Origin of the sequence: Sanguibacter gelidistatuariae (assembly GCF_900096585.1) — a bacterium.
GTDB classification, from domain to species: Bacteria; Actinomycetota; Actinomycetes; order Actinomycetales; family Cellulomonadaceae; genus Sanguibacter; species Sanguibacter gelidistatuariae.
This window is the reverse complement of the sequence record NZ_FMYH01000007.1, coordinates 16,409-39,816: the sequence shown is the minus strand read 5'-3', so window position 1 is coordinate 39,816 and position 23,408 is coordinate 16,409. Positions and strand designations below refer to the sequence as shown.

General features: G+C 68.2%; 22 protein-coding genes. 8 read left to right on the top strand and 14 right to left on the bottom strand.

Annotated elements, in window-relative coordinates; translation table 11 throughout:
• Nucleotides 1–546: 546 nt before the first annotated feature.
• The 5 genes from BLQ50_RS14625 to BLQ50_RS14610 form a co-directional block, all read right to left on the bottom strand.
• Nucleotides 547–1,428, bottom strand: coding sequence for a carbohydrate ABC transporter permease (locus BLQ50_RS14625; RefSeq protein WP_093185146.1), 882 nt, complete (start codon nt 1,426–1,428; stop codon nt 547–549).
• Between the two features lies 1 nt (nt 1,429).
• The gene (locus BLQ50_RS14620) at nt 1,430–2,401 is read right to left on the bottom strand and encodes a carbohydrate ABC transporter permease (protein WP_093185143.1); all 972 of its coding nucleotides are present in this window, start codon (nt 2,399–2,401) and stop codon (nt 1,430–1,432) included.
• Between the two features lie 73 nt (nt 2,402–2,474).
• A complete protein-coding gene (locus BLQ50_RS14615) occupies nt 2,475–3,845 on the bottom strand; it encodes an ABC transporter substrate-binding protein (RefSeq protein ID WP_245701263.1) in 1,371 nt (456 codons plus the stop codon).
• 1,051 nt (nt 3,846–4,896) lie between these two features.
• Entirely contained in the window at nt 4,897–5,040 is a 144-nt protein-coding gene (locus tag BLQ50_RS18695; RefSeq protein WP_175559146.1) for a hypothetical protein, read from the bottom strand.
• Between the two features lie 430 nt (nt 5,041–5,470).
• Entirely contained in the window at nt 5,471–6,595 is a 1,125-nt protein-coding gene (locus BLQ50_RS14610; RefSeq protein ID WP_093185534.1) for a glycoside hydrolase family 172 protein, read from the bottom strand.
• A gap of 149 nt (nt 6,596–6,744) precedes the next feature.
• Between BLQ50_RS14610 and BLQ50_RS14605 the strand changes: the two genes are divergently transcribed.
• From BLQ50_RS14605 to BLQ50_RS14590, 4 genes are all read left to right on the top strand, one after another.
• Complete coding sequence (locus tag BLQ50_RS14605) at nt 6,745–7,734, top strand: LacI family DNA-binding transcriptional regulator (RefSeq protein ID WP_093185140.1); 990 nt, start codon at nt 6,745–6,747, stop codon at nt 7,732–7,734.
• A gap of 80 nt (nt 7,735–7,814) precedes the next feature.
• Nucleotides 7,815–9,332: an FGGY-family carbohydrate kinase gene (locus BLQ50_RS14600; RefSeq protein WP_342672067.1), complete on the top strand. Its 1,518-nt coding sequence runs from the start codon at nt 7,815–7,817 to the stop codon at nt 9,330–9,332.
• A gap of 3 nt (nt 9,333–9,335) precedes the next feature.
• Nucleotides 9,336–11,885 carry a GH116 family glycosyl-hydrolase gene (locus BLQ50_RS14595; protein WP_093185138.1) on the top strand — a complete coding sequence of 850 codons (2,550 nt, stop codon included), beginning with the start codon at nt 9,336–9,338 and terminating at the stop codon, nt 11,883–11,885.
• Nucleotides 11,882–13,516: a fucose isomerase gene (locus BLQ50_RS14590; protein ID WP_093185135.1), complete on the top strand. Its 1,635-nt coding sequence runs from the start codon at nt 11,882–11,884 to the stop codon at nt 13,514–13,516. The genes BLQ50_RS14595 and BLQ50_RS14590 overlap by 4 nt, the downstream gene beginning before the upstream one ends.
• Before the next feature lie 321 nt (nt 13,517–13,837).
• Here BLQ50_RS14590 and BLQ50_RS18400 read toward each other — a convergent pair whose 3' ends face one another.
• The gene (locus BLQ50_RS18400) at nt 13,838–14,047 is read right to left on the bottom strand and encodes a hypothetical protein (protein ID WP_139185844.1); all 210 of its coding nucleotides are present in this window, start codon (nt 14,045–14,047) and stop codon (nt 13,838–13,840) included.
• Nucleotides 14,048–14,457: 410 nt separating this feature from the next.
• A complete protein-coding gene (locus BLQ50_RS14575; RefSeq protein ID WP_175559145.1) occupies nt 14,458–15,597 on the bottom strand; it encodes a glycoside hydrolase family 183 protein in 1,140 nt (379 codons plus the stop codon).
• Nucleotides 15,598–16,122: 525 nt separating this feature from the next.
• On the opposite strand from BLQ50_RS14575, the gene BLQ50_RS18690 reads away from it, so the two are divergent.
• From BLQ50_RS18690 to BLQ50_RS14565, 3 genes are read left to right on the top strand one after another with little or no spacing between them, the layout of a single operon-like run.
• Entirely contained in the window at nt 16,123–16,263 is a 141-nt protein-coding gene (locus tag BLQ50_RS18690) for a hypothetical protein (protein WP_175559144.1), read from the top strand.
• A 12-nt stretch (nt 16,264–16,275) separates the two neighbouring features.
• A complete protein-coding gene (locus tag BLQ50_RS14570) occupies nt 16,276–16,506 on the top strand; it encodes a hypothetical protein (protein WP_093185125.1) in 231 nt (76 codons plus the stop codon).
• Nucleotides 16,482–16,940, top strand: coding sequence for a hypothetical protein (locus BLQ50_RS14565; RefSeq protein ID WP_093185122.1), 459 nt, complete (start codon nt 16,482–16,484; stop codon nt 16,938–16,940). Before BLQ50_RS14570 ends, BLQ50_RS14565 begins: the two co-directional genes overlap by 25 nt.
• Before the next feature lie 212 nt (nt 16,941–17,152).
• Here BLQ50_RS14565 and BLQ50_RS14560 read toward each other — a convergent pair whose 3' ends face one another.
• Genes BLQ50_RS14560 through BLQ50_RS14535 form a run of 6 tightly spaced genes read right to left on the bottom strand, consistent with a single transcriptional unit; the run spans nt 17,153 to nt 22,009 of the window.
• Nucleotides 17,153–18,295: a glycosyltransferase family 4 protein gene (locus BLQ50_RS14560; protein ID WP_093185120.1), complete on the bottom strand. Its 1,143-nt coding sequence runs from the start codon at nt 18,293–18,295 to the stop codon at nt 17,153–17,155.
• Nucleotides 18,292–18,744, bottom strand: a complete 453-nt coding sequence (gene dtd / locus BLQ50_RS14555; RefSeq protein WP_093185529.1) for a D-aminoacyl-tRNA deacylase — start codon at nt 18,742–18,744, stop codon at nt 18,292–18,294. Before dtd ends, BLQ50_RS14560 begins: the two co-directional genes overlap by 4 nt.
• Nucleotide 18,745: 1 nt before the next feature.
• Entirely contained in the window at nt 18,746–19,081 is a 336-nt protein-coding gene (locus BLQ50_RS14550) for a DUF2516 family protein (protein ID WP_093185117.1), read from the bottom strand.
• 27 nt (nt 19,082–19,108) lie between these two features.
• Entirely contained in the window at nt 19,109–20,215 is a 1,107-nt protein-coding gene (locus BLQ50_RS14545; protein ID WP_245701261.1) for an FUSC family protein, read from the bottom strand.
• Nucleotides 20,216–20,265: 50 nt separating this feature from the next.
• Complete coding sequence (ygfZ, locus tag BLQ50_RS14540) at nt 20,266–21,381, bottom strand: CAF17-like 4Fe-4S cluster assembly/insertion protein YgfZ (protein ID WP_093185115.1); 1,116 nt, start codon at nt 21,379–21,381, stop codon at nt 20,266–20,268.
• A gap of 1 nt (nt 21,382) precedes the next feature.
• A complete protein-coding gene (locus tag BLQ50_RS14535; RefSeq protein ID WP_093185111.1) occupies nt 21,383–22,009 on the bottom strand; it encodes a heme-binding beta-barrel domain-containing protein in 627 nt (208 codons plus the stop codon).
• Between the two features lie 148 nt (nt 22,010–22,157).
• Between BLQ50_RS14535 and BLQ50_RS14530 the strand changes: the two genes are divergently transcribed.
• Nucleotides 22,158–22,541: a DsrE family protein gene (locus BLQ50_RS14530; RefSeq protein WP_093185108.1), complete on the top strand. Its 384-nt coding sequence runs from the start codon at nt 22,158–22,160 to the stop codon at nt 22,539–22,541.
• 32 nt (nt 22,542–22,573) lie between these two features.
• Here the strand turns inward: BLQ50_RS14530 and BLQ50_RS14525 are convergent, their stop codons facing one another.
• Nucleotides 22,574–23,308, bottom strand: a complete 735-nt coding sequence (locus tag BLQ50_RS14525) for a hypothetical protein (protein WP_093185106.1) — start codon at nt 23,306–23,308, stop codon at nt 22,574–22,576.
• Nucleotides 23,309–23,408 lie beyond the last annotated feature (100 nt).

Sequence of the window (23,408 nt, the reverse complement as noted above, 5' to 3'; positions counted from 1 at the left end):
GCGGGGGTGATCCAGGCCACCCTGGAATCGGTTGACCCAAGGGGCGAGCATCCCGAACCCAGGTGAGCGCCCGCCGCGGCGAGCGCTCCGACCCCTCATAGCCGATCGCGACCAGCTTGTCGTGAGCCTTGCCGGCGCGGATCTTGCCGTTGGACGCCTCCACTCATTCCTCGATCTTCGCTAAGAACGCGTCCGTGACCCGGCCCCGGTAGACAGGGGCATCGATCGGCTTCCCAGCATCACGTGCCTTCACATGCCGGGCGACCGTGTGATGGGAACAGCCCGTCAGTCCGCAGAACGTAACGACCCAGTCAGGTCGTAAGCAGCGAGCATCTCCATGACATCTCCGTCAGACTTCATACAGGGTCCCTTCCCGGGCAACGCGATGCGACTAGACACCGTCATCACAACCCAGGAAGGGACCCACACCGCACAGCGGCAGGGACTCCGAACCAGAAGTGGGCAGATCTCATGGCCACCAACGGGCACTTCTCCTGGCCGTCAGTGGGCAGTTTTCCATGGCCGCCAACACAAGTCCGAGGGGCTCTACTTGAGCCCAGCCATCTTGATGTTGCCGATAATCTGCCGCTGGAAAATGAGGAACAGGATGACCACCGGCGCCGCGGCGAGCACCGAGCCTGCCATGAGCATCCCGAGCTCCGTCGTCCTCTCAGACCGGAACGTCGCGAGGTACTGCTGGATGACGAACCGGTCTGGGCTCGTGATCGTGAGGATCGGCCACACGTAGGAATTCCAGTACGCGAGGAACGCAGTGATTCCCATGACGACAAACGGCGGCTTCGACAGCGGGAGGAACAACCTGACGAAGATCCCGAAGCGTCCGCACCCGTCAAGCTGAGCAGCCTCTTCGAGACTCGACGGGATGCTTAGGTAGAACTGCCGGATGAAGAACACCATGGCGGCGCTTGCAGCCCCGGGCAGCACGAGGACCGCCAGGGTGTCGAGCATCGCGAGCTTCGTCACGACGATGAAGCTCGTGAGGAGGATCGTCATGCCCGGGATGAACATCGTCGTGATGACGAGGATCCACATCGCGTTCTTGAAGCGGAAGTTGAGCCGTGCGAACGCGTACGCCGCGAGCGAGTTCACGGCGAGCCCGAGAACCGTGAAGAGCACGGCGCCGAGCATCGTCCACCCCATCGCCCTGAGGAATGCCGGGTCGCTGAGGATGTGGGTGTAGTTCTGCCACTGCCACACGTCGGGGAAGAACTGGAACGGGGTCGCGACGACCTCGGTCCGTGACTTGAAGCCCGCGATGACGAGCCAGGCGAGCGGGAAGAGCGCCGCGAGGACAAATCCTGCTGCGACGACGACCTTCCCCGCCAGGAGGAGGACCGACCGGATGCTCCGGAGCTGCCCACGTCCGGCGGCACTGCGAGTGGTACGGGTCTGCTCAGCGACGGTCACGTCAGTCCACCAGCCTCTCGGAGTTGATGAACCGGAAGATGAGCGCCGAGACAGTCCCGAGCACGACGAACAGCAGAAGCGCCGCCGCGATCGAGTACCCGACGTTGATGTCGTTCCGGAAGTGGTTGAAGATGAATAGGTTAGGCAGGGTCGTCGAGGAGAGCGGACCACCCTGAGTCATGACGAGCGGAAGCTCGAACTGCTGGATCGCTCCGACGAACCCTGTGACGATGAGGTATAGCGACACGTTCTTCATCTGCGGCAGGGTGATGTACCGCGTCTTCTCCCACCAATTCGCCCCCTCCATCGAGGCCGCCTCGTAGTACTCCGTCGGGATATCGAGCATTGCAGCAACCATGATGAGAGCCGGCAGACCGAGCCCGAGCCACACTGCGGGCACGGCGATAGCGGGGAGCGCCCACGCCGGGTCACCGAGCCACGGGATGTTCTCGACGCCGAAGTGAGCGAGAACCCAATTGAGGAGCCCTCCGGAGTAGTCGTAGATGAGCACGAACAGGATCGAGGCGATGACGCCCGAGATGATCGTCGGGATGTAGATGCTCACCTTGAGCGTCGTCGAGGCCTTGCGCCCCACGCTCATCACGAGGCTGGCGAAGAAGAACGCCAACACGAGGATCGTCGGCACGGTCATGAGGACGAACTTGAACCCTCGGGTGATCGTCTCGAGGAACAGCGGGTCCGTCGCGACGTTGATGTAGTTGCGCCAGCCGACGTTCACTGCGGGTTTGTAGAAGCTCCAGTCCTGGAAGGACAGGATCACGGCGTAGACCGCGGGCCAGATGACGAACACGCCGAGCAGGCCGACGACGGGCGTCAGCATGAGGTAGGCGATCTTGTTGTCCCGATACTCGAAGTTCTTGCTCCGTCCATTCTTCTTCCCGGTCTCAGCGCGTGTCGTCTTCCTGGACTCCACGCGCGCGGCCTGCGGGGCCGGTCGTTCCCTCGTCGTCATGTCCTCGTCCGTCCTGTGTCTCGAGCGAGCGGGGTCGGGCGGAGCAGCGATACTGCCCCGCCCGACCGACCGGTTAGGGCTTCGGTGCCTTCTCAGGGAGCGACTCGCGCTGGATGATCGTGTCGATCGAGCCAGAGGCTGTACCGATCGCGTCGTCGATCGACTGCGCGCTCTTCATCGCCGACTCGATCGCCGTGCCGACGGCGAGCGAGATGTCCCACGGGTAGGTCGCGCCGGGGTGGGCGTCAGGGGCGATGTCGTTGACGATGACGCTCGACCACGGGGCGGCGGCTGCCGCCTCGGTCTTCGCGACAGCATCCTGGACCGACTGACGCACCGGCGACTTGGTGAACTGCGTGTCGACGAAGAACGGGACGAGGACCTCGGGGTCACCCGCGAGCACCCAAGAGAGGAACTCTCCGGCGGCGTCGGGATTGTCCGACTTGGCGTCGACGACCCACATGAAGTTGCCGGCGGTCGTCGTCGTGCGTCCGTCGCCGTTCGGTGACGTCGGCACCGGGCCGAGCCCTGTCACGTCGAGCAGGTCAGAGTAGTCGGACCCGACCTCGGACATCATCCACGAGCCGGAGACCTTGAAGGCGACCTTCTTCTCGCCGTAGTCCTTCGCCTCGAGGTAGGACCCGAGCGGCTGCTTCGGCATGTACCCCTGGTCGTAGAGCTCCTTGTAGAAGCCCATGATGTCGCGGTAGCCCTGGTTGTCAATGTCCGGCGCAGTCCAGTCCTGTGTGAGGGCGAGGTGCCCCGCGGCGTTGTACTGCTGACCGGCTGACGCCCAGGCTAGGGTCACCGCGTCGGCGGCGGGCGAGATGCAGTACTGCCCCTCGGAGAGGGTCGGCACGATCTTCGCGCAGGCGGCGTAGAGGTCGTCCCACGTCGCGGGAGCCTTGGTCGAGTCGACCCCGGCAGCGTCAAGCATGTCCTTGTTCCAGAACAGGACTGCCTGGGGCTCCAGGAGGAGCGGGTAAGCGTAGTAGCTGCCGTCGACCTGCGAGATCGACTGCGCAGAGGGCAGTATCTCGTCGAGTTTGTCCTGCGGGACGATCCCTTCGAGGGCGTGGAACTGGCCCGCATCCACCTGCTCGACGAGCGCTCCACTGTAGGTGTAGACGTCGGGGGCCTTGCCCGCAGCTTGTGCTGCCTTCATCTTCTGGTCCCACGTATCCGCGGGAACCTCGGTGTCCACGACCTTGATCGCTGACTGAGAGGCGTTGAAGTCCTTGACGACCTGCGCGTACCACTCGTTCTCGACCGGAGTGAACGTCCTGTGCCAGAACTCGATGGTCGTCGCCGACCCGTCCCCGCCGTCGGTCTTCGCCGACTCTCCGGGGGTGCTCGAGCCGCATGCTGCGAGAACCATGGACATTCCCACGACGCTCGCGGCGAAGGCTGATGCCTTACGCATTCGTGTTGTCTTGCTCTTCATGTGTCCCTCCTCAGGAACTGACTCGTCTCTGAGCCATCGCTGCGGCCGCGGAATTCGGCCACCCCTTCGAGGGCGCTCGCTACGCTGCCACCCTCGACCCGGCACCACGGTAGTCGAAATCGATTTCAACTGCAAGCCCTTGAACTGGGGTATCTCGAGCATCTGACCGCCCAACAGCGCCGACTCGTGCGCGGCGACGCCCGGCCGCGATCGAGGCAGCGCGGGCCGCTCCGATGGCTGGCTCGCGGTCGACGACAACGGCCGAGACGAGCTCGCACACAAGGTGCGGATGGCATCCACCGCGCCTAGCCGGAACCTCGATCGCGGGCAGTCCATGCGGGGCATAGACCGAGGGCGGGCAACAGGCACAACGGCTCCGGCAAGAGATCGGCACTGTCGGACGCCTCGACCTCCTCTCGCGTGATCGGGCGTCCACGGCCCGCCTGATCCTGCGAACCCGCCGCATACACGACAGCCGGTCCACCCTCGATCGAGGGCCGCTCGAGCACCCCTCAAGTCGCCGTATACCTCGAACCTCTCGGCGTAGGCGCGGCCGTCCTCGGAAAACGACAACGCGATCTGCGCGGCAAGGAGCGCCTGCCCGTGAGGGTGAAGATGGCGGTCTCGATGGGGAACGGATTGGCCTCGTCACCCTCGCGCTGCGGACGGTGTACGCCTGAACCCAGACAGGCGACGGAGCTGGCCCGCTCCCCCCGCCAAACCCAGCAACGGTGCCACGACAAGGATCGCGTGCTGCATCGGCAAATAGCCCATCCAGTAGGGCGGGAGTCCGTCGAGGTCCTGCATGCGGGCACCGCTGAGGTAGCCGAGACGTCCAAGCGCCCTGGACTACCGCAGGTGGCAGGTGTAGAGATACTCACGCTGGTAGAGCGAGGCCTCCGTCATCATGTAGCGCCCCGGGCCGCCGCAGCCGCCTCCCTCCCACGGAAGACGTCCACGAGGCTGGTGGCCATCGGCACGGCGCTCGCACACCCCCCCCCGGACCGGAGCACGGCAAGGGTGCGCTCGACGTGGCACCACGCAGGCGAGTTCACGTGGACGGCATTCCAACGGGCTCACGCCGCAGCCAGAGGTCGGGCTCGACGAGGCCCACGGTGCCCGCCTCTGGATGGAGTTGGAACGGGTGGAGGAAGCTGCGGCCAAACCCGCCGCCGACAACGAGGGCATCGATCATGTACGCACTCCTTTGTCGGCGTCCACGCGAGCCGCGAGGGCGCTCGGACGGTGTTTCACGACAAGGCTGTCGTCCACATTCGCTTCTCGGTATCGATTTCACAATTAACTCAGACCGCTGGCTCCAGACCAGCGGCGCGCGCCTGAACAGTTCCGCGCCCTGGCTCTGGGATACCCGTCCGGAGTCCCAGAGCTCGGACTCGGAGGATGTCGCTCCACCCGTGCGCGGCGAACCCTGTCCCGTCTGACAGCCGTGGCGTACAGCGCCCCGTTGCCGACCCATGAGCTCGGCTCCAGGTCGCCGTCGCTCGCGGGTGAGCACCGTGGTCACCTGGTCGACGCAAGCCACCCGTAGGCGCGGGGGCCCGCGGTCTCACCCGGCGGGCACTCCGTCGTAGCTCGGTCCGGTCATGTCAGCTACTTCGGCTCTGTCAGCCCCGAGGATCCCGCGGCGGGGTCGCACCGATGTCTGGCACCGGAGCGGTCCCTAGGTGAACCTCCATGTCGTCGGCCGTGGGCGCCTTCGGTCGGCGCGCCGTGGGCCTGTCGAGGTAGAACATCGCCGTCGAGGCGATGTCGTCACGCAGCGGGAGGTAGCGCCATCCGCTGCGCCAGCCCAAGGCCTGGACGTCAACCTTCGGGATGCCTGTACGGAAGTGGATCGGGTCGAGCAGGTGCCAGCGATACATGCCAAAGCGCTGCTGGCTCACATAGAGCCCGTCGGGCCTGATGACCTGAGGCATCCCGAGGTACGGGGTCGAGAACTCGGTGTACCCCTGCCCAGGGATGTCGAAGTTCCAAGCGCCGCCGAAGTAGTCCTCGGTTCCGGTCCCACAGATCGTCGGGTAATCCGTATCGTCGTCGAGGTAGAACTTGAGCTCACCCTCGCCCCACCAGCCGTTGGAGTTCACACCCCAGGCGATGTAGGTCCCAACGTACTGCCCCTGCCCTTCGATCCCCTCGAGGATCGTGTGGGTTGCCAGCTCCTCGAGCGGGTTCGAGCGCCGCCACTGCGCGTGGAAGTAGCCCTCAGCGGAGTAGTCGCCCCCGATCTCGTACGTCACCTGGTAGTAGATGCGGACGTCGACGTCGCTCGTGTTCTCGACGGTGAGCCGCGCGCCCTCGCGGAATGGCATTGGCCAGTAGGAGTTGAACCCGCCGTGCGGGTTGGCTGCGACGACTTGAGAGCTGACCTGGGCGAACACTCCCCAGCCGTTGCAGAAGAAGTCACCGTAGGGCACCTCGACCGCAGGCTCCTGCGCACCGTCCCAGAACGCCCGCAGCACGAGTGTGCGCCAGTTGTCGGTGTGCGTGGTGATCCAGATATGGGTGATCCGGCCAGGACCGTCGATCCGGGCGAGGTCGAAGGTCTCCCCGGCCTTGATGTCAACGCTCGGGGAGATCTTCCACTCGGGGCCGAGGTCACGGGCACACTCGGCGCCGGTCCCTTCGGTCGCACGGCCGCCGCCTCCGGCGGAGCCGTCGAAGTTCTCTGGTGAGATCGATCGCGTGAGAGTGCCACGCAGTCGCGATACGCTGGCCAAGTCGGGAGGCATGGGGACGTTCATCAGTGGCACTTCCTCGTGTCGATGCTTGGCGGTAGCCAGATTGAGTAGGCTGCCGTAAAATTGAAACCGATTTCAAGATCGTAGGCTGGGTACCCGGTGGTGTCAACCGTGGCCCGAGACGAGGAAGCAGGATTCCCATGGCGACGATCTACGAGGTCGCGAAGCTCGCCGGAGTGTCGCCCGCGACGGTGTCCCGGGTGTTCAACGGCGCCGGAGTGTCGGTCGAGAAGGTCGCCGCTGTGCGCGAGGCCTCTCGCGAGCTGCGGTTCACCCCGAGCCGAGCAGCCCGGACGCTGCGCAAGCAGAGCGCTGAGGTCATCGCGCTCATCATCCCTGACATCGAGAACCCATACTTCACCGAGCTCGCCCGCGGCGTCGAAGACGTCGCGCAGAGCGCCGGATACTCGGTGGTTTTGTGCAACACCGACTCCGACCTCGAGAAGGAGACGACCTATCTCCAGATCGCGCTCTCGGAGAACATGGCTGGCGTCATCCTCGCTCCGGCATCAGACAAATCTGACCTCGACGACATCCTCACGGCCGGTCGGCCTGTGGTCACTGTCGACAGACAGACCGACTACGACACCGACCGCGTCATCATGGACAACTTCCGCGCAGGCAAGGCCGCGACCGAGAACCTCGTGCGGACGGGGTTCCGGCGCATCGCCTGCATCACCGGCCCGCAGGACGTCGAGACCGCCTACGAGCGCGCCGACGGCTGGCGCGCGATCCTTCGCCAGCGGCTGCCTGACCTCGACCCTGACGAGCTGCTGCGCTATTCCACCTTCCGGGTCGACGGAGGCCGAGAGGCCATGGAGGATCTGCTCGCTCTTCCTGAGCCGCCAGACTCCGTCGTCGCGAGCAACAACCTACTGGGAGTCGGCGCGATCCAGGTTCTCACCGAACATGGACTCACACCGCCGGCCTTCGGGGTCTCAGTCGTCGGCTCGCTGCCTTTCACCACGCTGAGCCCGTCAGCCGTGACAGTGGTCCGCCTGCCCGCCCGGCACATGGGCGTCACAGCCGCGACCCAGCTGCTCGAGCGCATCGCAGGGGATCACCAGCCTGCCCGCACCGTCGTTCTGCCCTCTTCCCTGGAGTCGGCGACGGCCGCTCGCACCTCCTGACCTACCCCCTCCTGACCGCGAATTAGCGCGATTGCATCTGAAATCGATTTCGTCTAATCTGGCAGTCTGCACCGGCGTTGGTGCGACACCTGATCAAGGAGGATGACGTGTCCTTGCACTGCACTCTCGGAATCGATATCGGTACGTCCAGTAGCAAGGGTGTCCTCGTCACACCGGACGGCAGAGTCCTGCGGTCAGCCTCGGTCACGCACTCGGTGTCCAGGCCAGCTCCAGGTCACGTCGAGATGGACGGCGCCGTGTGGTGGTCCGAACTCGTCGACCTCTGCCGCGAGCTGCTCACCGGAGCCGACGTCGAGCTCCTTGCCGTCGGCGTCAGCGGCATGGGGCCGTGCGTCCTGCTCGCCGACGAGCACGACGAGCCTGTCCGGCCCGCGATCCTCTACGGAGTTGACACCCGCGCCACAGCCCAAGCGGAGCGCATGACAGTTGAGCTCGGCGAGGACGCGATCACCCGCGTCGGCGGCTCGATGCTCACGTCCCAGGCCGGTGGCCCCAAGATCGTCTGGGTCCACGACGAGGAGCCCGAGGCGTACGCGCGGGCACGTCGTCTCTTCATGCCTGCGTCCTGGCTCGCACGCAAGCTCACAGGTGCCTACGTGCTCGACCACCAGTCGGCGAGCCAGATGTCTCCGCTCTACGACATCGACTCCGAGGGGTGGCACGACGCCTGGTGGGACAGGTACGCACCGGGCCTGGAGGCACCACGACTCATGTGGGCCGGTGAGATTGCGGGCACCGTCACTCCTGAGGCCTCGGCCCCGACAGGTATCCCTGCGGGCGTCCCGGTCATTGCCGGGACCATCGACGCATGGACAGAAGCGGTAAGCGTCGGCGCGCACGGCGAGGGCGACCTCATGCTCATGTACGGAACCACCATGTTCCTCGTCGCGACGGGTCGGACGACGCTGCGCACACCATCGATGTGGACGACGGTCGGCGCTTTCCCGGGCACACGCAACCTCGCCGGAGGGCTCGCCACCTCGGGCGCCCTCACGGCCTGGCTCAAGGACCTCACGTCCGCCGACTTCCCCCAGCTGCTCGCCGAGGCGGCTGCCTCCCCACCCGGAGCCCACGGGCTCGTCGTGCTGCCGTACTTCGCTGGCGAGCGCACGCCGATCCTCGACCCCGACGCTCGAGGCGTCATCGCAGGACTCACGCTTACCCACACACGCGGCGACCTCTTCCGTGCCGCGCTCGAGGCCACCGCGCTGGCAGTCCGGCACAACGTCGAGACGATGCGGGCGGCAGGCGCAGACATTCGGCGCATCGTCGCCGTAGGCGGCGGGACCCAGGGCTGGCTCTGGCTCCAGATCGTCTCTGACGTGACCGGTCTGGTCCAGGAGGTCCCCGCGACGACGATCGGGGCGAGCTACGGGGCGGCGTTCCTCGCCGCGAGCGCCGTCGCGGCTCCCGGTGATGAGCCCGACATCGTCCGGTGGAACCCGGTGACGACCCGCATCACCCCCGACCGCGACCTCGCCGCAACCTACGACACGCTCTTCGACCGGTTCCTGCACCTGTACGAGGCGACAGTCCCCGTCGTGCACGAGCTCGCGACACACCAAAGGCAGGAGTAGACCATGACGGACCGTTCACGCTCGATCCCCCACACGGCCGACCGTGCGGCGTTCCCGCTCGGCGGCATCGGGACGGGCAACGTCTCGCTCGGAGCGCGCGGGGAGCTCCGCGACTGGGAGCTCGAGAACCTTCCCGACAAGGGCCGGTTCAATCCGTACTCGTTCTTCGCGATCCATGCGGCACCGGCCGGTGGCACACCGGTCACACGCGTGCTCGAGGCACGTCTCAACGGGCCGCACGACCTCGACGCCGGGTACGGCTTCGATAGGCTAGCTGGTCTGCCCCGTCTCGCAGGGTCGACGATGCGCGGAGAGTACCCGGTCGTCGACGTTGACTTCACCGATGGCGACCTCCCCGTCGAGGTCTCGCTGCGGGCCTTCACACCGCTCGTCCCCCTCGACCCCGATGCGTCGAGTATCCCCGGCGCCGTGCTGCGCTACACCGTGCACAACCCCAGCCCGGTCCCCGTCGACGTCACCGTCGTGGGGAGCGTGAGCCACACCGCTGGCCGGGGCGAGGGACCCTTTGGCATGCGTGCCCAGCAGACCGTGCGGTGGCACGAGGAGGGTGACGTGCGAGGACTCGACTTCGGTATCCGGCTCCCTGAGAACGACCCCGGGTACGGGACGCTCTCCCTCACGACGACGGATCCGTCGACCACTGCCAAACCGCAGTGGGTGACAGGTTTCTGGCCCGACGGGCCCAGACTGTTCTGGGACGACCTGACCGCGGACGGACGGCTCGACGCCGAGCCTCGGCTCACGCTCGAGGACCGCCCGCGCGGACTCTTTGCACAGCCTGGCGACACTCGGACGGACCTCACTGAGGACGAGCTCTTCGAGACGTTGCCGCGGATACGCACAGGCTCTCTCGGGATCGTGCACACCCTTGCGCCTGGTGAGGTCAGGGCGTTCGAGTTCGTGCTCGCGTGGAGTTTCCCGAACCGGCGCCGAGCCTGGCAGGGGCACATCGTCCTCGACGACCCGCACCGCGACGAGGTCGTGCGCAACCACTATGCGACTCTGTGGCCCGACGCGTGGTCGGCTGCGACGTACCTGCACGGTGGGCTGCGCGAACTCGAGCAGGCGACTGACACGTTCGTCGAGACGCTCTACGGCGGGACTCTCGACCCTGTGGTTGCCGATGCCGTCGGGGCCAACATCGCGGCGGTCCGGTCCACCACGGTGTTCGTGGTCGAGACTCCGAACACCGAGCTCGGCGAGGGGCCGATCATGGCGGCGTGGGAGGGGTCCTTCGACCACGGTGGGTCGTGCGAGGGGACGTGCACCCACGTGTGGTCCTATGCGCAGACCGTCGCATGGTTGTTCCCGTCGCTCGAACGCAGCGCCAGGCGGGTGGAGCTCCTGCTCGAGACCGGCTCCGACGGCGCCCAGACCTTCCGGTCGAACCGCGTGTTCGGCGGCCCTCGGTGGTTCATGGACCCTGCGGTAGACGGCCAGCTCGGGACGTTCCTGCGCCTGCACCGCGAGTGGCGGTTCTGCGGCGACGACACGTTCCTGCGCGAGCTGTGGCCCGCGGCGGCGCAAACCCTTGACCACGCGGTCCGCGAGTGGGATCGGGATGGCGACGGGCTGCTGGACGGCCAGCTGCACAACACGTACGACATCGAGTTCCACGGGATCGAACCCCTCGCGAACTCGATGTTCCTCGCAGCCCTGCGAGCCGGTGTCCGGATGGCGAGGCACCTCGGTGAGATCGAGCGCGCCGATGCCTGGGACGCGATCGCCGCACGCACTGCGCGTGGCATGGACCAGCTGCTCTGGAACGGCGAGTACTACCGCCAGGTGGTCAAGGACGTCGACGCGCACCGCTACCAGTACGGCGAGGGGGTGCTCTCGGACCAGCTGCTCGGTCAGTTCCACGCCTACGTCAACGGTCTCGGGCCGATCCTGCCCGTCGAGCATGTGCGCAGCGCGCTCGAGGCTATCGTCAGGCACAACTTCCGTGAGGACCTCACTCGCCACGAGAGCACCCAGAGGGTGTATGCAGTCGACGGCGAGGGGGGCCTCCTGCTCGCGTCCTGGCCACGGGGCGGGCGTCCGGCGATCCCCTTCGTCTACTCCGACGAGGTGTGGACCGGGGTCGAGCACCAGGTGGCGACGACCCTGGCGTTCGCCGGCCTGCCCGACGCCGCGCTCACGATCGAGCGGACGCTGCGGGCCCGCTATGACGGGCACGCACGCAGCCCGTGGAACGAGATCGAGTGCGGCAACCACTACGCTCGCTCGCTCGCCTCGTGGGGGTTGCTGCTCGCGTTCACCGGCGCTCAGTGGGACGCGCCCAGCCGCACACTGTCGTTTGACCCGATCGGCCCTGAGCCGCTGCGCGCGCTGTTCACGACGGGGAACGCCTGGGGTCGCGTCGACGTCGACGGCGACACCCTGACGATCCACGTCGACGGCGGCTCGCTCCGGGCAGACCGTCTCCTTCTCCGGGGCCACGAGATCTCGGGCCCCGTCCACCTCTGGGCCGGTGACGCCTGCTCGGCGTCGCGTGCGGCCACCGATCCGACACATCAGGAGCACTCATGAGCAGCTACGTCCTTCCCGAGCGGACCGCGCGTCCCACGACGACGCCCCGGACCGCCTATCTCATCGCGAGCGGCGACCTCCGGGAGTCGGCCAACGTGGCCGGCTGGTCGATCCAGTCGCATATGGAGGCCGATGTTACGGCGGCCTTCGCGGACCTCGGCTGGACCGTCATCCGTGCGAACTCCGTCGACCCGACGACGGGTCACGGGTTCATCTCGAGCCAGCGCATGGGCCTCGAGGTCTTCAGGAACATCCCGGTCGACGCACCGCTCATCGTGGCCGAAGCGGTCTGGCAGTACTCCCACCACGTCCTGGCAGGCCTGCGCACGCACGAGGGTCCGATCCTCACCGTCGCCAACTTCGTCGGTGACTGGCCCGGGCTTGTCGGCCTGCTCGGTCTCAACGCTGGCATGACGAAGATGGGCACCGAGTACTCGACAATCTGGTCGGTCGACTTCACCGACGACTGGTTCCGGGCGGGCCTCGCGGAGTGGATCGATACCGGTCGCATTACGCACGATGCCTCGCACGTGCGCCCGCTCCCCGACCTGCCCGCAAGCCCGGAGCGGGAGCTGGGCGTCGCGCTCGGCGAGCAGCTTCTCGCCGAGAAGGCGATAGTCGGCGTGTTCGACGAGGGCTGCATGGGCATGTACAACGGCATCTTCGACGACGAGCTGCTCAACCCGACAGGCATCTACAAGGAACGGCTGTCCCAGTCGGCGCTGTATGCAGAGATGCTCACCGTGAGCGAGGAGGAAGCCGATGCCGCCTTCGACTGGCTCATCGAGCAAGGCATGACGTTCATCTTCGGCTCCGATGACGCGACCGAGCTCACCCGCACGCAGGTGCAGTGGCAGATGAAGATGTACGTCGCTGCGCTGCGCATCTCCGACGACTTCGGCCTCGACGCGGTCGGTATCCAGTACCAGCAAGGGCTCAAGGACCTCGTCCCTGCCTCCGACCTGGCCGAGGGCATGCTCAACTCGACGCAGCGGCCCCCGGTCCGCTCGCGCGACGGCGCGCGAGAGCTCTACGCGGGACGCGCCCTCCCCCACTTCAACGAAGCCGACGAGGGCGTGGCCGTCGACACCTTGGTCACTGACCGGGTGTGGACAGCGATGGGCCTGGTCCCGGACAACACGCTCCATGACGTGCGCTGGGGTGAGGACTACGCCGACGAGTTCGTCTGGGTCTACGAGATCTCCGGCTCCGTCCCTGCCTCGCACCTCGGTGGCTGGGACAAGGCCGAGGGGTGGCGCCAGGACCCCGTGTTCTTCCCTGCGGGGGGCTCGACCGTCAACGGGGTGAGCCGTCCAGGAGAGATCGTCCTGTCCCGGGTCTACATCGCTGACGATGTCCTCCAGGCCGACCTGTTCCGCGGAACCGTCGCAGAGCTGCCCGAGGCTGAGACGCAGCGGCGCAAGGACGCGACCAACCCAGAGTGGCCGATCGCGCACGTGGTACTGCACGGCATCAGCCGCAACCAGTTCATGGCGCGCCACAAGGCCAACCACGCCCAGCTCGTCTACGCCCCCGACGCCGCGACTGCGGACAAGGCTCTCGTCGCCAAGGCCGCGATGTTCGACACGATGGGGATCAAGGTCCACCTGGTCGGCGACGTCTCTGTCTGACGGTCCGGGCTGAGGCCGCAATGCGAAGCCCCGGAGCCGCATGGATCCGGGGCTTCGTCGTGCCCGTCGGACGGCCGTGGGCGTCGCCGGGGTCTCGACCCGACACAGACGACGGCGCCCTCCCCGGACCGTGAGGGGGCTGGAACGGGTCAGCCCCTCAGGGACGTGCTGCCCGGCGTCGCAGCCACAGACTTGCCAGCAGGAGGAGCGCCGCGACGATGCTCACGGCAGTCACACCTGCGCCTGTCGCTGTCAGGCCGCCCGCCGCCCCACCCGCACTCGTCACCGGTGGTGTCGTGCCAGGATTTGCAGCTGCCGGGTTCACCGCACTGGGCTCGTCGCAGCCGGAGGCGTCGTGCCCGGGGTCTCCTGCGGGTCCAGCGTGGCGCACGGCATCGCGACCACGTCGAAGGTCCAGCTCGCCTCCGCTCCTACTCCGAGCACGTAGCCTGCTGTCGGTGTCGCGGCGGCTGTGACAGTCGCGCCCTCCCGCGAGGACGTGTAGGCGACCCCAGCCACGTCCTGCGGCATGTCGACGCTCGTCTCGACACCGCAGGTCGGAGTGACCAGCCTCGTCGGAGAGATGACTGTGGCGGTCTGAGGACTGCTTGGAGCTGTCTGCACGAGCGAGAACCCGCTCGCCTGCACCCAGCGATAACCCTGCGGGCTCGCGCCCACGTAGGCTTGGATGCTCTCGCGGTCGCCGGAGTTGACGGCGACCTGGTAGCGCTTGTACCTGGGCTGGCCGCAATCTCTGTCGTGACGACGGCGACCTCCTGGTGCATTCCGATCCGACCCGAGGACCCGCGCATCCAGGCCTGGAAGATGCCGCCGTACGCCCAGCCGGGGTTGGTGTCGACGCCGCACGAGCCCTGGCAGACCCACACCGGGTGCCTCACGTCCGCGGACCTGGCCAGATGCGGGTCCTCGATGAGGTTCGGCTAGACGACCTTGCCGTCCTCGTCGAGGGTGAAGGCGAACTGGAACACGTTGTACGGGCCCCAGATGGACATCGTGAAGTGGACCTCGGGCCCGTCGTTCCACGGGTGCAGGTACGGCGCGTACAGCCCGGGGAAGTCGACTGACGTGCCCACGACCGTCACGTCGGACCACGGCCCCTCAGGGCGCTCCGCGGTGCGGAAGAGGAGGTCGTAGATGCCCTCCTCCTGGGAGTCGGTCGTGTACATCATCATCCATCGGCCGATGTAGTCGTTGTACTGCACCGACATCTCCGTGACCGGTGCAGGCGCCAGCTCGGCGGCGGCGGTCTCGTCCTCGCCCCAGGAGGTGCCGTCCCAGTAGGTGTAAGCGGCCTTGTCGAGGATCGAGGCCGCGGGAACCCGTGAGACATGAACGGCTCCGAAGCGTCCGTTCTTGGTGCCGTACATGTAGACGTAGCCGTCGTCCTGGCCGTGGGTGAACGCGACCATCTGGAACTTGTCGCCCCATTGCGGGTCGTTGTCCCACTGCGGGCCGTCGGTCGCGTTCCAGGCCGTCCCGTTGTCGTCGGAGTACGCGATGCGGGAGTAGTTGGTGAACCACTCCCCTGGGTCGCCCCACCTGTTGACCGACATGAACGCGAGGTACTGGCGTCCGTCGACGGCGATGCCGCCTGTGGGGATGCTCGTGTGCTCGACGCCGGGGACCTTGAGCGACGGGATGATCTCCTTGGCGGAGCCAGACTCCGTCGTCGCAGCTGAGGAGAACGTCATCCCGGTCTCCCGGAAGTCTTGGTTGTCGGATCTTAGGAGTGCGTTGGACCGCCAGTCCCCGCCGCTTCCTCCGTCACCGCTCCAGTCTCCGAACGTGTCGCCCACGGCGAAGAGGACCTCGCCGGCTCCATTGTCCCACATGAGACCGAGGTCGGTCCCTCCGATCCGCCACGTGTCCATGGTATTGGTGAGCCCCTTAGCCCCGGTGAGCTGGCTCACGAGACGGACCGCGCTCGGATGGGAGTATCCCCCGGACCATGCCTGTCCTGCTTGTCCCGGCTGGTCGGCCTCACCCGTCGACGATCCGGCTGCGGCCACCATGACGCCGACGGCAAGGAGTCCGGCGACGGCTCCGTCGCCTGCGCGCATGCGTCTGGTGGGTCTGCTCCTGCTGCTTCGAGATGTCCTCATGCCCCTCTCACTTCCTTGTGATGGGCGCGACGACGTGGCGTTGTTCGCCATCGAACCGGATGTAATCGATTTCACAACGAGAGTGCGTGTGCCGTGCGATCAAACACGACGCACCTCCCGGCGCCGGGTCTCTCGATGGAGCGCGCGCCGGATCCCAGGGCCAACCTGGGCCGATCCGCCTGATGCGCGCCAGGCCCATCCCCCTGATCGCTTAGGCGCCTCGTTGCCTGGGGCCAACTTTAGCCGAAATCGATTTCAATCACAATGGAGCAGTGGGACCTGCCGAGGGGGTCCCACATGGTGACGAGGAAACCAGACTCCCGCGGCACACCGCAGCGGGAGGCACGACCGACAAGCACGCCCAGGCCTCCCGCACACACCATCGGCCACGGTGACCTCCAGCTCCATGTCGGAGCTCCCACGAACAGCGTTCGAGTACGGGCAGACCTGGTATGCAAAAGCGACGAGCCTTTCGGCCTCCGCTTGGTCGATCCCGCCGAGCTCGACGCGCAGCGCCTCATCTCGACAGTGAGGCTGGTCGGGCTCGTTGTCGGCCCGACGGCGTGCGTGTTCGTGCTGGCGCTAGTCGCGCCGACGCTGTTCGTCAACGAGGGCACCGGGTAGTGGGCCCCTTGGGTGACGACTGCTGCGGCAGTCGTCGCGGCGGGCCTCTTCGTCCTCCGCGAGCGCGCGGCCCGCCACCTTCTCGTCTCGAGCGGCCTGGCGTTCAGGGCCGTGGCCGGGGTCGCGACCGCCGGGCTCTGCTACATGTTGCCGCAGGTTGTCGTCCTCGTCGCCGGAGGCGCGTTCATCACTCCTCTCGTGCGTCGGGTCGGCCTTGCATGGCGGCCTGGCTCAGCGCCGTGACCGTCGTGCTCGGCCTCGCCGCCTACGGGCTGATGGGCCGTCTTGGATACGTGTGGGTCGCTCTTGCGCTCGTGCTCGTCGTCGCCGAGATGCGCGTGGTCGGCGTCATCGCTGGGACCAACATGCTCCGTGGTCTGCGGAAGGTCCAGACCACGATTAGCGCAGCGCTCACCGACACTGCCACCGAGGTTGCCTCAGCCGTCGGCATCGCTGTCACCGGAGCCATCCTCGCAAGGCTGTTCACCGGCGACATCGCCGGATCACACTGGACCACCGAGCGGAGCATCCAGTTCCGGGAGACGGTGACGATCGCGGCCCTCTCACGCACCGACCTCGCCGCAGCCCTTGTCGGCTGGGGCATCGTCCGAATGCGTCGCGTCGCAGACGCCGACGCGACGAGGTCCGGCGACGACTCAGCCATTGAGCCGGCCTGACGCCCTAGGTGAGGCTCGGCCAGCCCACAGTAGCCGATGAATCCTGGATCTGACCTCAATCGCCGTCCCTCCCCGTCGACACCTCTTGGGCGAGGGCGCTGCCAGATCCGGGTCCGACCCGCTGCGAGCGCGGCGAGCGGCCCGACGGGGTACTCACCTTTGGCGTCTTTCCTGCTCCCGACGAAGTTGAGCTGATCGTCCGGGGCTCGCGTTCAGCCCCGATACACCCCAAGCACCTGCGCCCCGATGACGTTCACGTCGAAGCGCCCGGCGTGGACCACCTGACGCGCGCTCGCCTGCGTGCGCGCCGCGGCGTCGTCCACATAGCGGGTGAGCAGGGTGGCGAAGGCGGGAGTGTCGGTCGCGTCGATCAGCTGGTCCTCAAGGCCCTCCATGACCGTGCGGTAGCCGGGGTTGTCCCCCGCGAGCACAACCCCGCGACTCGCGGCGAGCGCCTCGACGACCGAGATGCCGAAGCTCTCCCCGCCCGTGGACGGCAGCGCGACGACGTCCGCCCCGGCGAGCAGCGCGGCCTTGTCCTCCTCGGTGACGTAGCCGATGAACTCGACGCAGTCGGCCAGGCCATGCCCTCCGACGAAGGTCTCCAGCTCTTCCCGCAGCGGTCCGGTGCCGCCGAGGACCACCTGGACCGGCGTCTGGGTGAGGGCGCGCATCGACGCGACGGCGCGCAGCAGCTCACCGGCCCCCTTCCGCTCGACCAACCGACCAAGGAACACGATCCGCACGGGTGCCGCCTCGTTCGCAGCGCCCTCCCGCGCGAGCTCCACGTCCCGCGCCTGCGCGAACCGCGCAACATCCACCGGGTTGCCGATGACGATCGGGGCGACCCCGAGGGCGTCCGCGGCGAAGACCGCCGCGGGCGCGGACACCGCGATGACGCGGGTGAAGCGGCGCAGCTGGCGGCGCTGGACGAGCCCGAGCAGCCGGGTGCCCCACCGGGTCAGCCGGGTCCACGGCAGGATGTGGAAGGTTCCCACCACCCGGGTGCCGGGGCGCGCGCGGGTGATCACCCGGCCGGCGAGCAGCGGGCTGTAGGGCATGTTGATGTGCAGCACGTCGAAGTCCACCGAGCCCAGCAGCGCGGTGATCGGGCGGGCGGGCGCCGGCAGCGGGATGCCGAGCCGGTTCCCGTTGAACTTCAGCCGGAGGTTGCGCGCCAGGGAGTGCATGTTCGCCAGGTCGGTCCTCACGGTTGTGCTCGAGAGGTAGTGCACCTCGTGCCCCTGCCCGGTCAGCCACGCCCCGAGGGTCAGCACGTGCTGCTGGACGCCGTCGGGCCGGTCGAGAGAGTCGTCGATGACCAGCCCCACGCGCAGAACGCCTCCCCCGCTCATGCGTCGAGGATGATCGTCACAGGCCCGTCGTTGACAAGCTCCACCTGCATGTCCGCCCCGAAACGCCCGGTCCCCACGCTCAGCCCGCGTCCGCGCAGGTCCGCCACGACAGCGTCGACCAGCGGCTCGGCGACCGACCCCGGAGCCGCCCCGTTCCACGACGGTCGACGACCCTTCTTCGTGTCGGCGTAGAGCGTGAACTGGCTCACGACGATGATGTGAGCGCCGATGTCGAGGGCGCTGAGCTCACCGACCCCGGAGGACCCGTCGGCAGGCGCCGCGAAGAGCCGCAGCTCGGCGATCTTGCGGGCGATCGCGGCGACCTGCTCCGCGCCGTCGTCGTGCGTGACCCCGACTAGGGCCACAAGGCCCGGGCCGTCGAAGGAGGCGAGCACGTCGCCGGCGACCGTGACGCTGGCGCGGGAGGCGCGCTGCACGACGGCGCGCATGTCACCACCCCCCGCGGGAACCGGAGGGCCCGCCCCCGCGCGGGCGGCGGCGGCCACCGAGCGCCGGCCGGACGTCGGAGAGGTAGATCATCGCTGGGATGACGGCGAAGAGGACCGCCAGGCCCAAGAACCCGCCGCCGAGCGGGGGAGTGAGGCCGATGAAGCCGAGCACCGCGGCGATCGCCAGGAGCGCGGACCAGAAGTTCTTGGTGCGCTTGCCAGCGCTCACGAACGCCGCGGCGGGGCGGCGGAGGGCATCGACCAGGGAATACACCTCGACAGCCAGGAGGACGACGGTGATCAGGGCCAGCAGGAACTGCTGCAGCGAGGCGAACATGTCCCACAGCCTAGGGCAGCGGGCCGGTCACATCGGAGCGAGCGCGGCACGTGCCTCCTCTGGGCTGGCGCCGGACGCCTCGTGCAGGTCGACGATCGCCGACCGCAGGATGAGGATGAGCGACTGCACCTGCCAGTCGCTGCTGCCCAGCGCCCCCGGGTCCGCCGAGGCGGCGATCTGGAGAATGTGCGCGCGGGCGGACTTGGTGTCCTTGCCCGCGGCGACCGCCTCGGCGAGCTCGCGCGCTGCGGCTGCCAGATCGTCGAGCAGTACGGCGAGGTGCTCGACGGCCTGCCCCGTGGGCAGGGACAGTGCGCGCCGGGCGATCACCCGGACGGTCCGCATCGTGCGGTCGACCAGAATCGCGCTGCGCCCGATCTCCACGAGCTCGGCGCGGTACTTGCGTCCGTTCGCCGTGATCCGGGAGTTCTCGAGGGCCTCGCGGGTCACCGACTGCCACTCGTCGAGGGCCGGTTCGCTCGCGCGACCGCGCAGCAAGGCCGCCTCGCGGTCGGCGGGCAGCCCGCTGCGCACACCGTTGGCCACCGCCTCGAGGGTGCGGGCCAGCTCGACGAGCCCCTCGCCGCCGATCCGTCGCGGCTGGCGGCGCAGGTCACCCGGGGTGAAGGCGGCGACGAGGAAGGCGACCGCCGCGCCGATGAGGGCGTCGGTCCAGCGCCCGAACCCGCCCCCGGTCGAGGCGAGCGGAAGCCCGACGATGACGATGGCCTGGACACCCGCCTGGGTGGTGAGCAGCGCTCCGCGGTCGATGAACCGGGCGAGAAGGGCGGAGAGCGCGAGCACGAGCCCGATCTGCAGGGCTCCCGCACCGATCGCTCGGACGATGAGCTCGCCCAGGCCGACACCCACGGTGACGCCGATGCCCAGCTCGGCGACCCGGCGCATGCTGCGGTCGGTCGTGAAGCCGAGGCAGATCCAAACGCATACGGGAGCGAAGAAGGGGTAGGCGTGGCCGAGGACCTGCAGCGACAGCCCGTAGGACACGCTGGCCGCGACCGCCACCACGATGATCGGCCAGAACCCGGCCCTCACCCGGGTGCTGCCCTGGCGGACCCGGCTGCGCACCTGCACTCCCGCACGGGACAGCTGCGACATGACGAAGGAGTCCTCCATGGACCGACCGTCGCGAGCGCTCCTACCCTGCCGGCCCTGCCCGGCCGTGGTCACCGCGGGTTCAGGCCACGGGCGACCGGCCCGCGCGGGGCCGGGCGGTCCACCGACACGCCTTCCCCGGGCACGACGACCTCCTGGCCTGCGGCGACGTCGCCGCCGTCGCAGGCCACCAGCAGGTCGACGTCGGTGGGGGCACTGCGCTTGATCACGGCGAGCGCGATCGGACCGAGCTCGTGGTGGCGCGCGACCGAGGTGACCTTCCCCACGACCCGCTCCTGGGCGCTGACCTCGGCGCCGACCTCGGGTGTGAGGTGTCCCGACCCGTCCAGGTGCGCCATGACCAGACGCCGGGGCGGGCGTCCCATGTTGTGCACGCGGGCGACCGTCTCCTGCCCGCGGTAGCAGCCCTTGTGCAGGTGGACCGCGGTGCGCAGCCAGTCGAGCTCGTGCGGGATGGTCTTGTGGTCGACCTCGGTCGCCAGCCGCGGCCGCCAGGCCGCGATCCGCAGTGCCTCGCTCGCCCACGTCCCGGCGAGCCGCCAGCCAGCCGCCTCACGGGCGGCGACGGCGTCGGGCAGGGACGGGCGCGGAACCACGACGAGGCGCCACGGACGCTCGCTGCCGGGGTGTTCGTCGTCGGGCAGGCCGTAACGGGTGCCGCCAGGCAGGGTGCGCGGCCACGGGTCGCGCCAGGTGATCGGCTCGTCGTCGGTGCCCTCGGCGTCGACCGGTTCCCCGATGACGGCCCACTGCTCGGTCGCGTCGGTGATGACGACGGCCATCATGAACTTCATCTTGGTCAACCAGGCGGCGAGGTCGCCCGCGTGGCTGCCCTCGGTCAGCAGCCAGGTGGTCTCCCCGTCATCGACCACGCCGGCGGCGTGCTCGATGTGGCCGTGCGGGGACAGCACGAGCGTCTCGGTCGACTCCCGGACGCCGAGCGTCGTGAGGTCCTGGGAGGTGATCGAGTTGAGCCAGGTCAACCGGTCCGGGCCGGTGACAGTGACCACGCCGTAGTGGGAGAGGTCGACGAAGGCGCCGTGGCGTTCCAGGGCGCGCTGTTCAGCCGTAGGGTCGCCGTAGTGCCAGGCCACGCCGGCGTCGATGCCTGCGGCCGAGGCCGCGACGGCGCCGTGGCGAGCGAGGATGGGGCTGGGTCCGGGCATGTCAGCCGTCCAATCGGGTGAGCCGTGCGGAGGCGTAGGACTGCAGGGGGTGGCCGAAGGCGGCCAGCTCCCACACCCACATGAGGTCGCCCTCGACCAGGCCGTACAGCCGGCTCGAGGCGGTCACCTCGACCGAGCTTGCCGTGCGGGCCATGAGGTCGCTGACCAGATCCACCCGCGCGTCGCCGATGGCGCCGACGTAGAGCGTCACCCGGCCCGCCGGGTCGGCGAGCAGCACCTCGAGCGGCGTCTTGCCCTCGGGCAGATCGTCCGGGCGCTCGGGGGGAATCCGCCAGTACCCGGTCTCCGTCGACCAGATCGTCAGCTCCGGCGTCACGCCGCCGTTCGCGCTGCCCGACGACGCGGCAGCCTCGGGTGCGTCGCTCGCCTTCTCGGCGGCGTCGGCCCACTCGGCCGGGACGGTCTCGGGGACGGACGGCTCGAGCAGCCGGATCGTCGACTCGTACCGCAGGTACGGCCCGCCGTCGTGGTCGAAGGTCACGTCCTGGACGAAGGGGGCGTCATCGATCCCCGGGTAGGAGATCACGCCCTCCCCGCGCCAGGACCCCACGAGCCAGGCCAGCGGGTAGACCTCCGGGGCGAGCCCCTCCGGGAAGGCGAACGCCATGACTAACGCTGGCCCTTGAAGAGCTTGTAGACGACAAACCCGGCGAACCAGGTGATCGTCACGGTGGCCGCCACGAGCAGGCCGAGGAAGATCATCTCGAGAACATCAACATCCATGCCAGCATCCTACGTCGCGCTACTCTGACCGCATGAGTGCACCTTCATCGACTCCATCACAACGCCTGGTCATCAAGTCGACCGCGGGGGCCGGGGCGCCCGAGACGACCAACCAGGCCTTCACGGTGGCTGCGACGGCCCTCGCGGCCGGCGTCGAGGTGAGCCTGTGGTTGACCGGCGACTCCACGTTCTTCGCCGTCCCGGGCCGGGCGGGCGACCTGGTGCTCGAGCACGCGGCGCCGATGGCCGAGCTCATCGAGGCGATCATCGAGGCCGGCACGCTCACGGTCTGCACGCAGTGCGCCGTGCGGCGTGGGCTGACCCAGGCGGATCTGCTGCCCGGCGTCCGCATCGCCGGTGCGCCGAAGTTCGTCGAGGAGATCATGGCACCGGGGACGCAGGCACTCGTCTACTGACGCCGGTCTACTCTGGCGCAGTCCAGCGCCGGTCAGCCGACGAGAATTCGGCCGACGACGTAGACGAGGATTCCACCGACCGCGACCGGCAGCACGATCGCGGCGAGCGCGGCGCGCGGGCGGCGCAGCTCGGGCAGCTTGTCGAAGAGCAGCTGGAGCGACCCGATGAGGGCCCCCGCGACGAGCCCCGTCCACAGGCCGTCGAGCCACGCGAGGTCGGGCATGACCAGGGCAACCGCGATGGCCACCACCACGGAGCCGACGATCGTCGCTACGAGGGTCAGCCAGCCATGCAGACGTGCGGCTGACGCCGCCGACGCCGCCGCGAGCGACACGGCGCTCAGCACGACGAGCGACATGCCGTCATCGGTCTTGTACGCGCTGATCCAGCCCGCCGCGCTCACCGCGACGACCATGCCGCTGACGCCGCCCACGAGGGACTCGACAAGACGTTCGCGTCCGTCCCCGCGCAGCAGCTCGTTGATGAAGGCCAGCAGGACACCCATCGCGACGACGAGCGGGAGGTTGGCCAGCCACGGCTCGCTCTGGGTCACCTGCGCCGCGGCCAGCGCACCCAGCCCGGGGAGCACGACGACGAAGAACGTCCCACCAGGCACCGGCAGCCCTAGCAGCGGCGCCCATCCGGCGGCGAAGAGGACTACGAGCGCCCCGAGGACTACGAGCAACGGCACTGCGCCGAGGTACGCGCCGCCGGCGATCGCAGCGGCAGCGCAGGCGGAGGCGACGGCGCGCGTAGAGAGGTTCACACCAGAGAGTGTCCCAGACGGACCCCACCGTCCCCCAACTGCCGCGTGCGACGTGGAACAATCGTGCCCGACAGCTCGCCACCATCCGGTCGGGTCATCC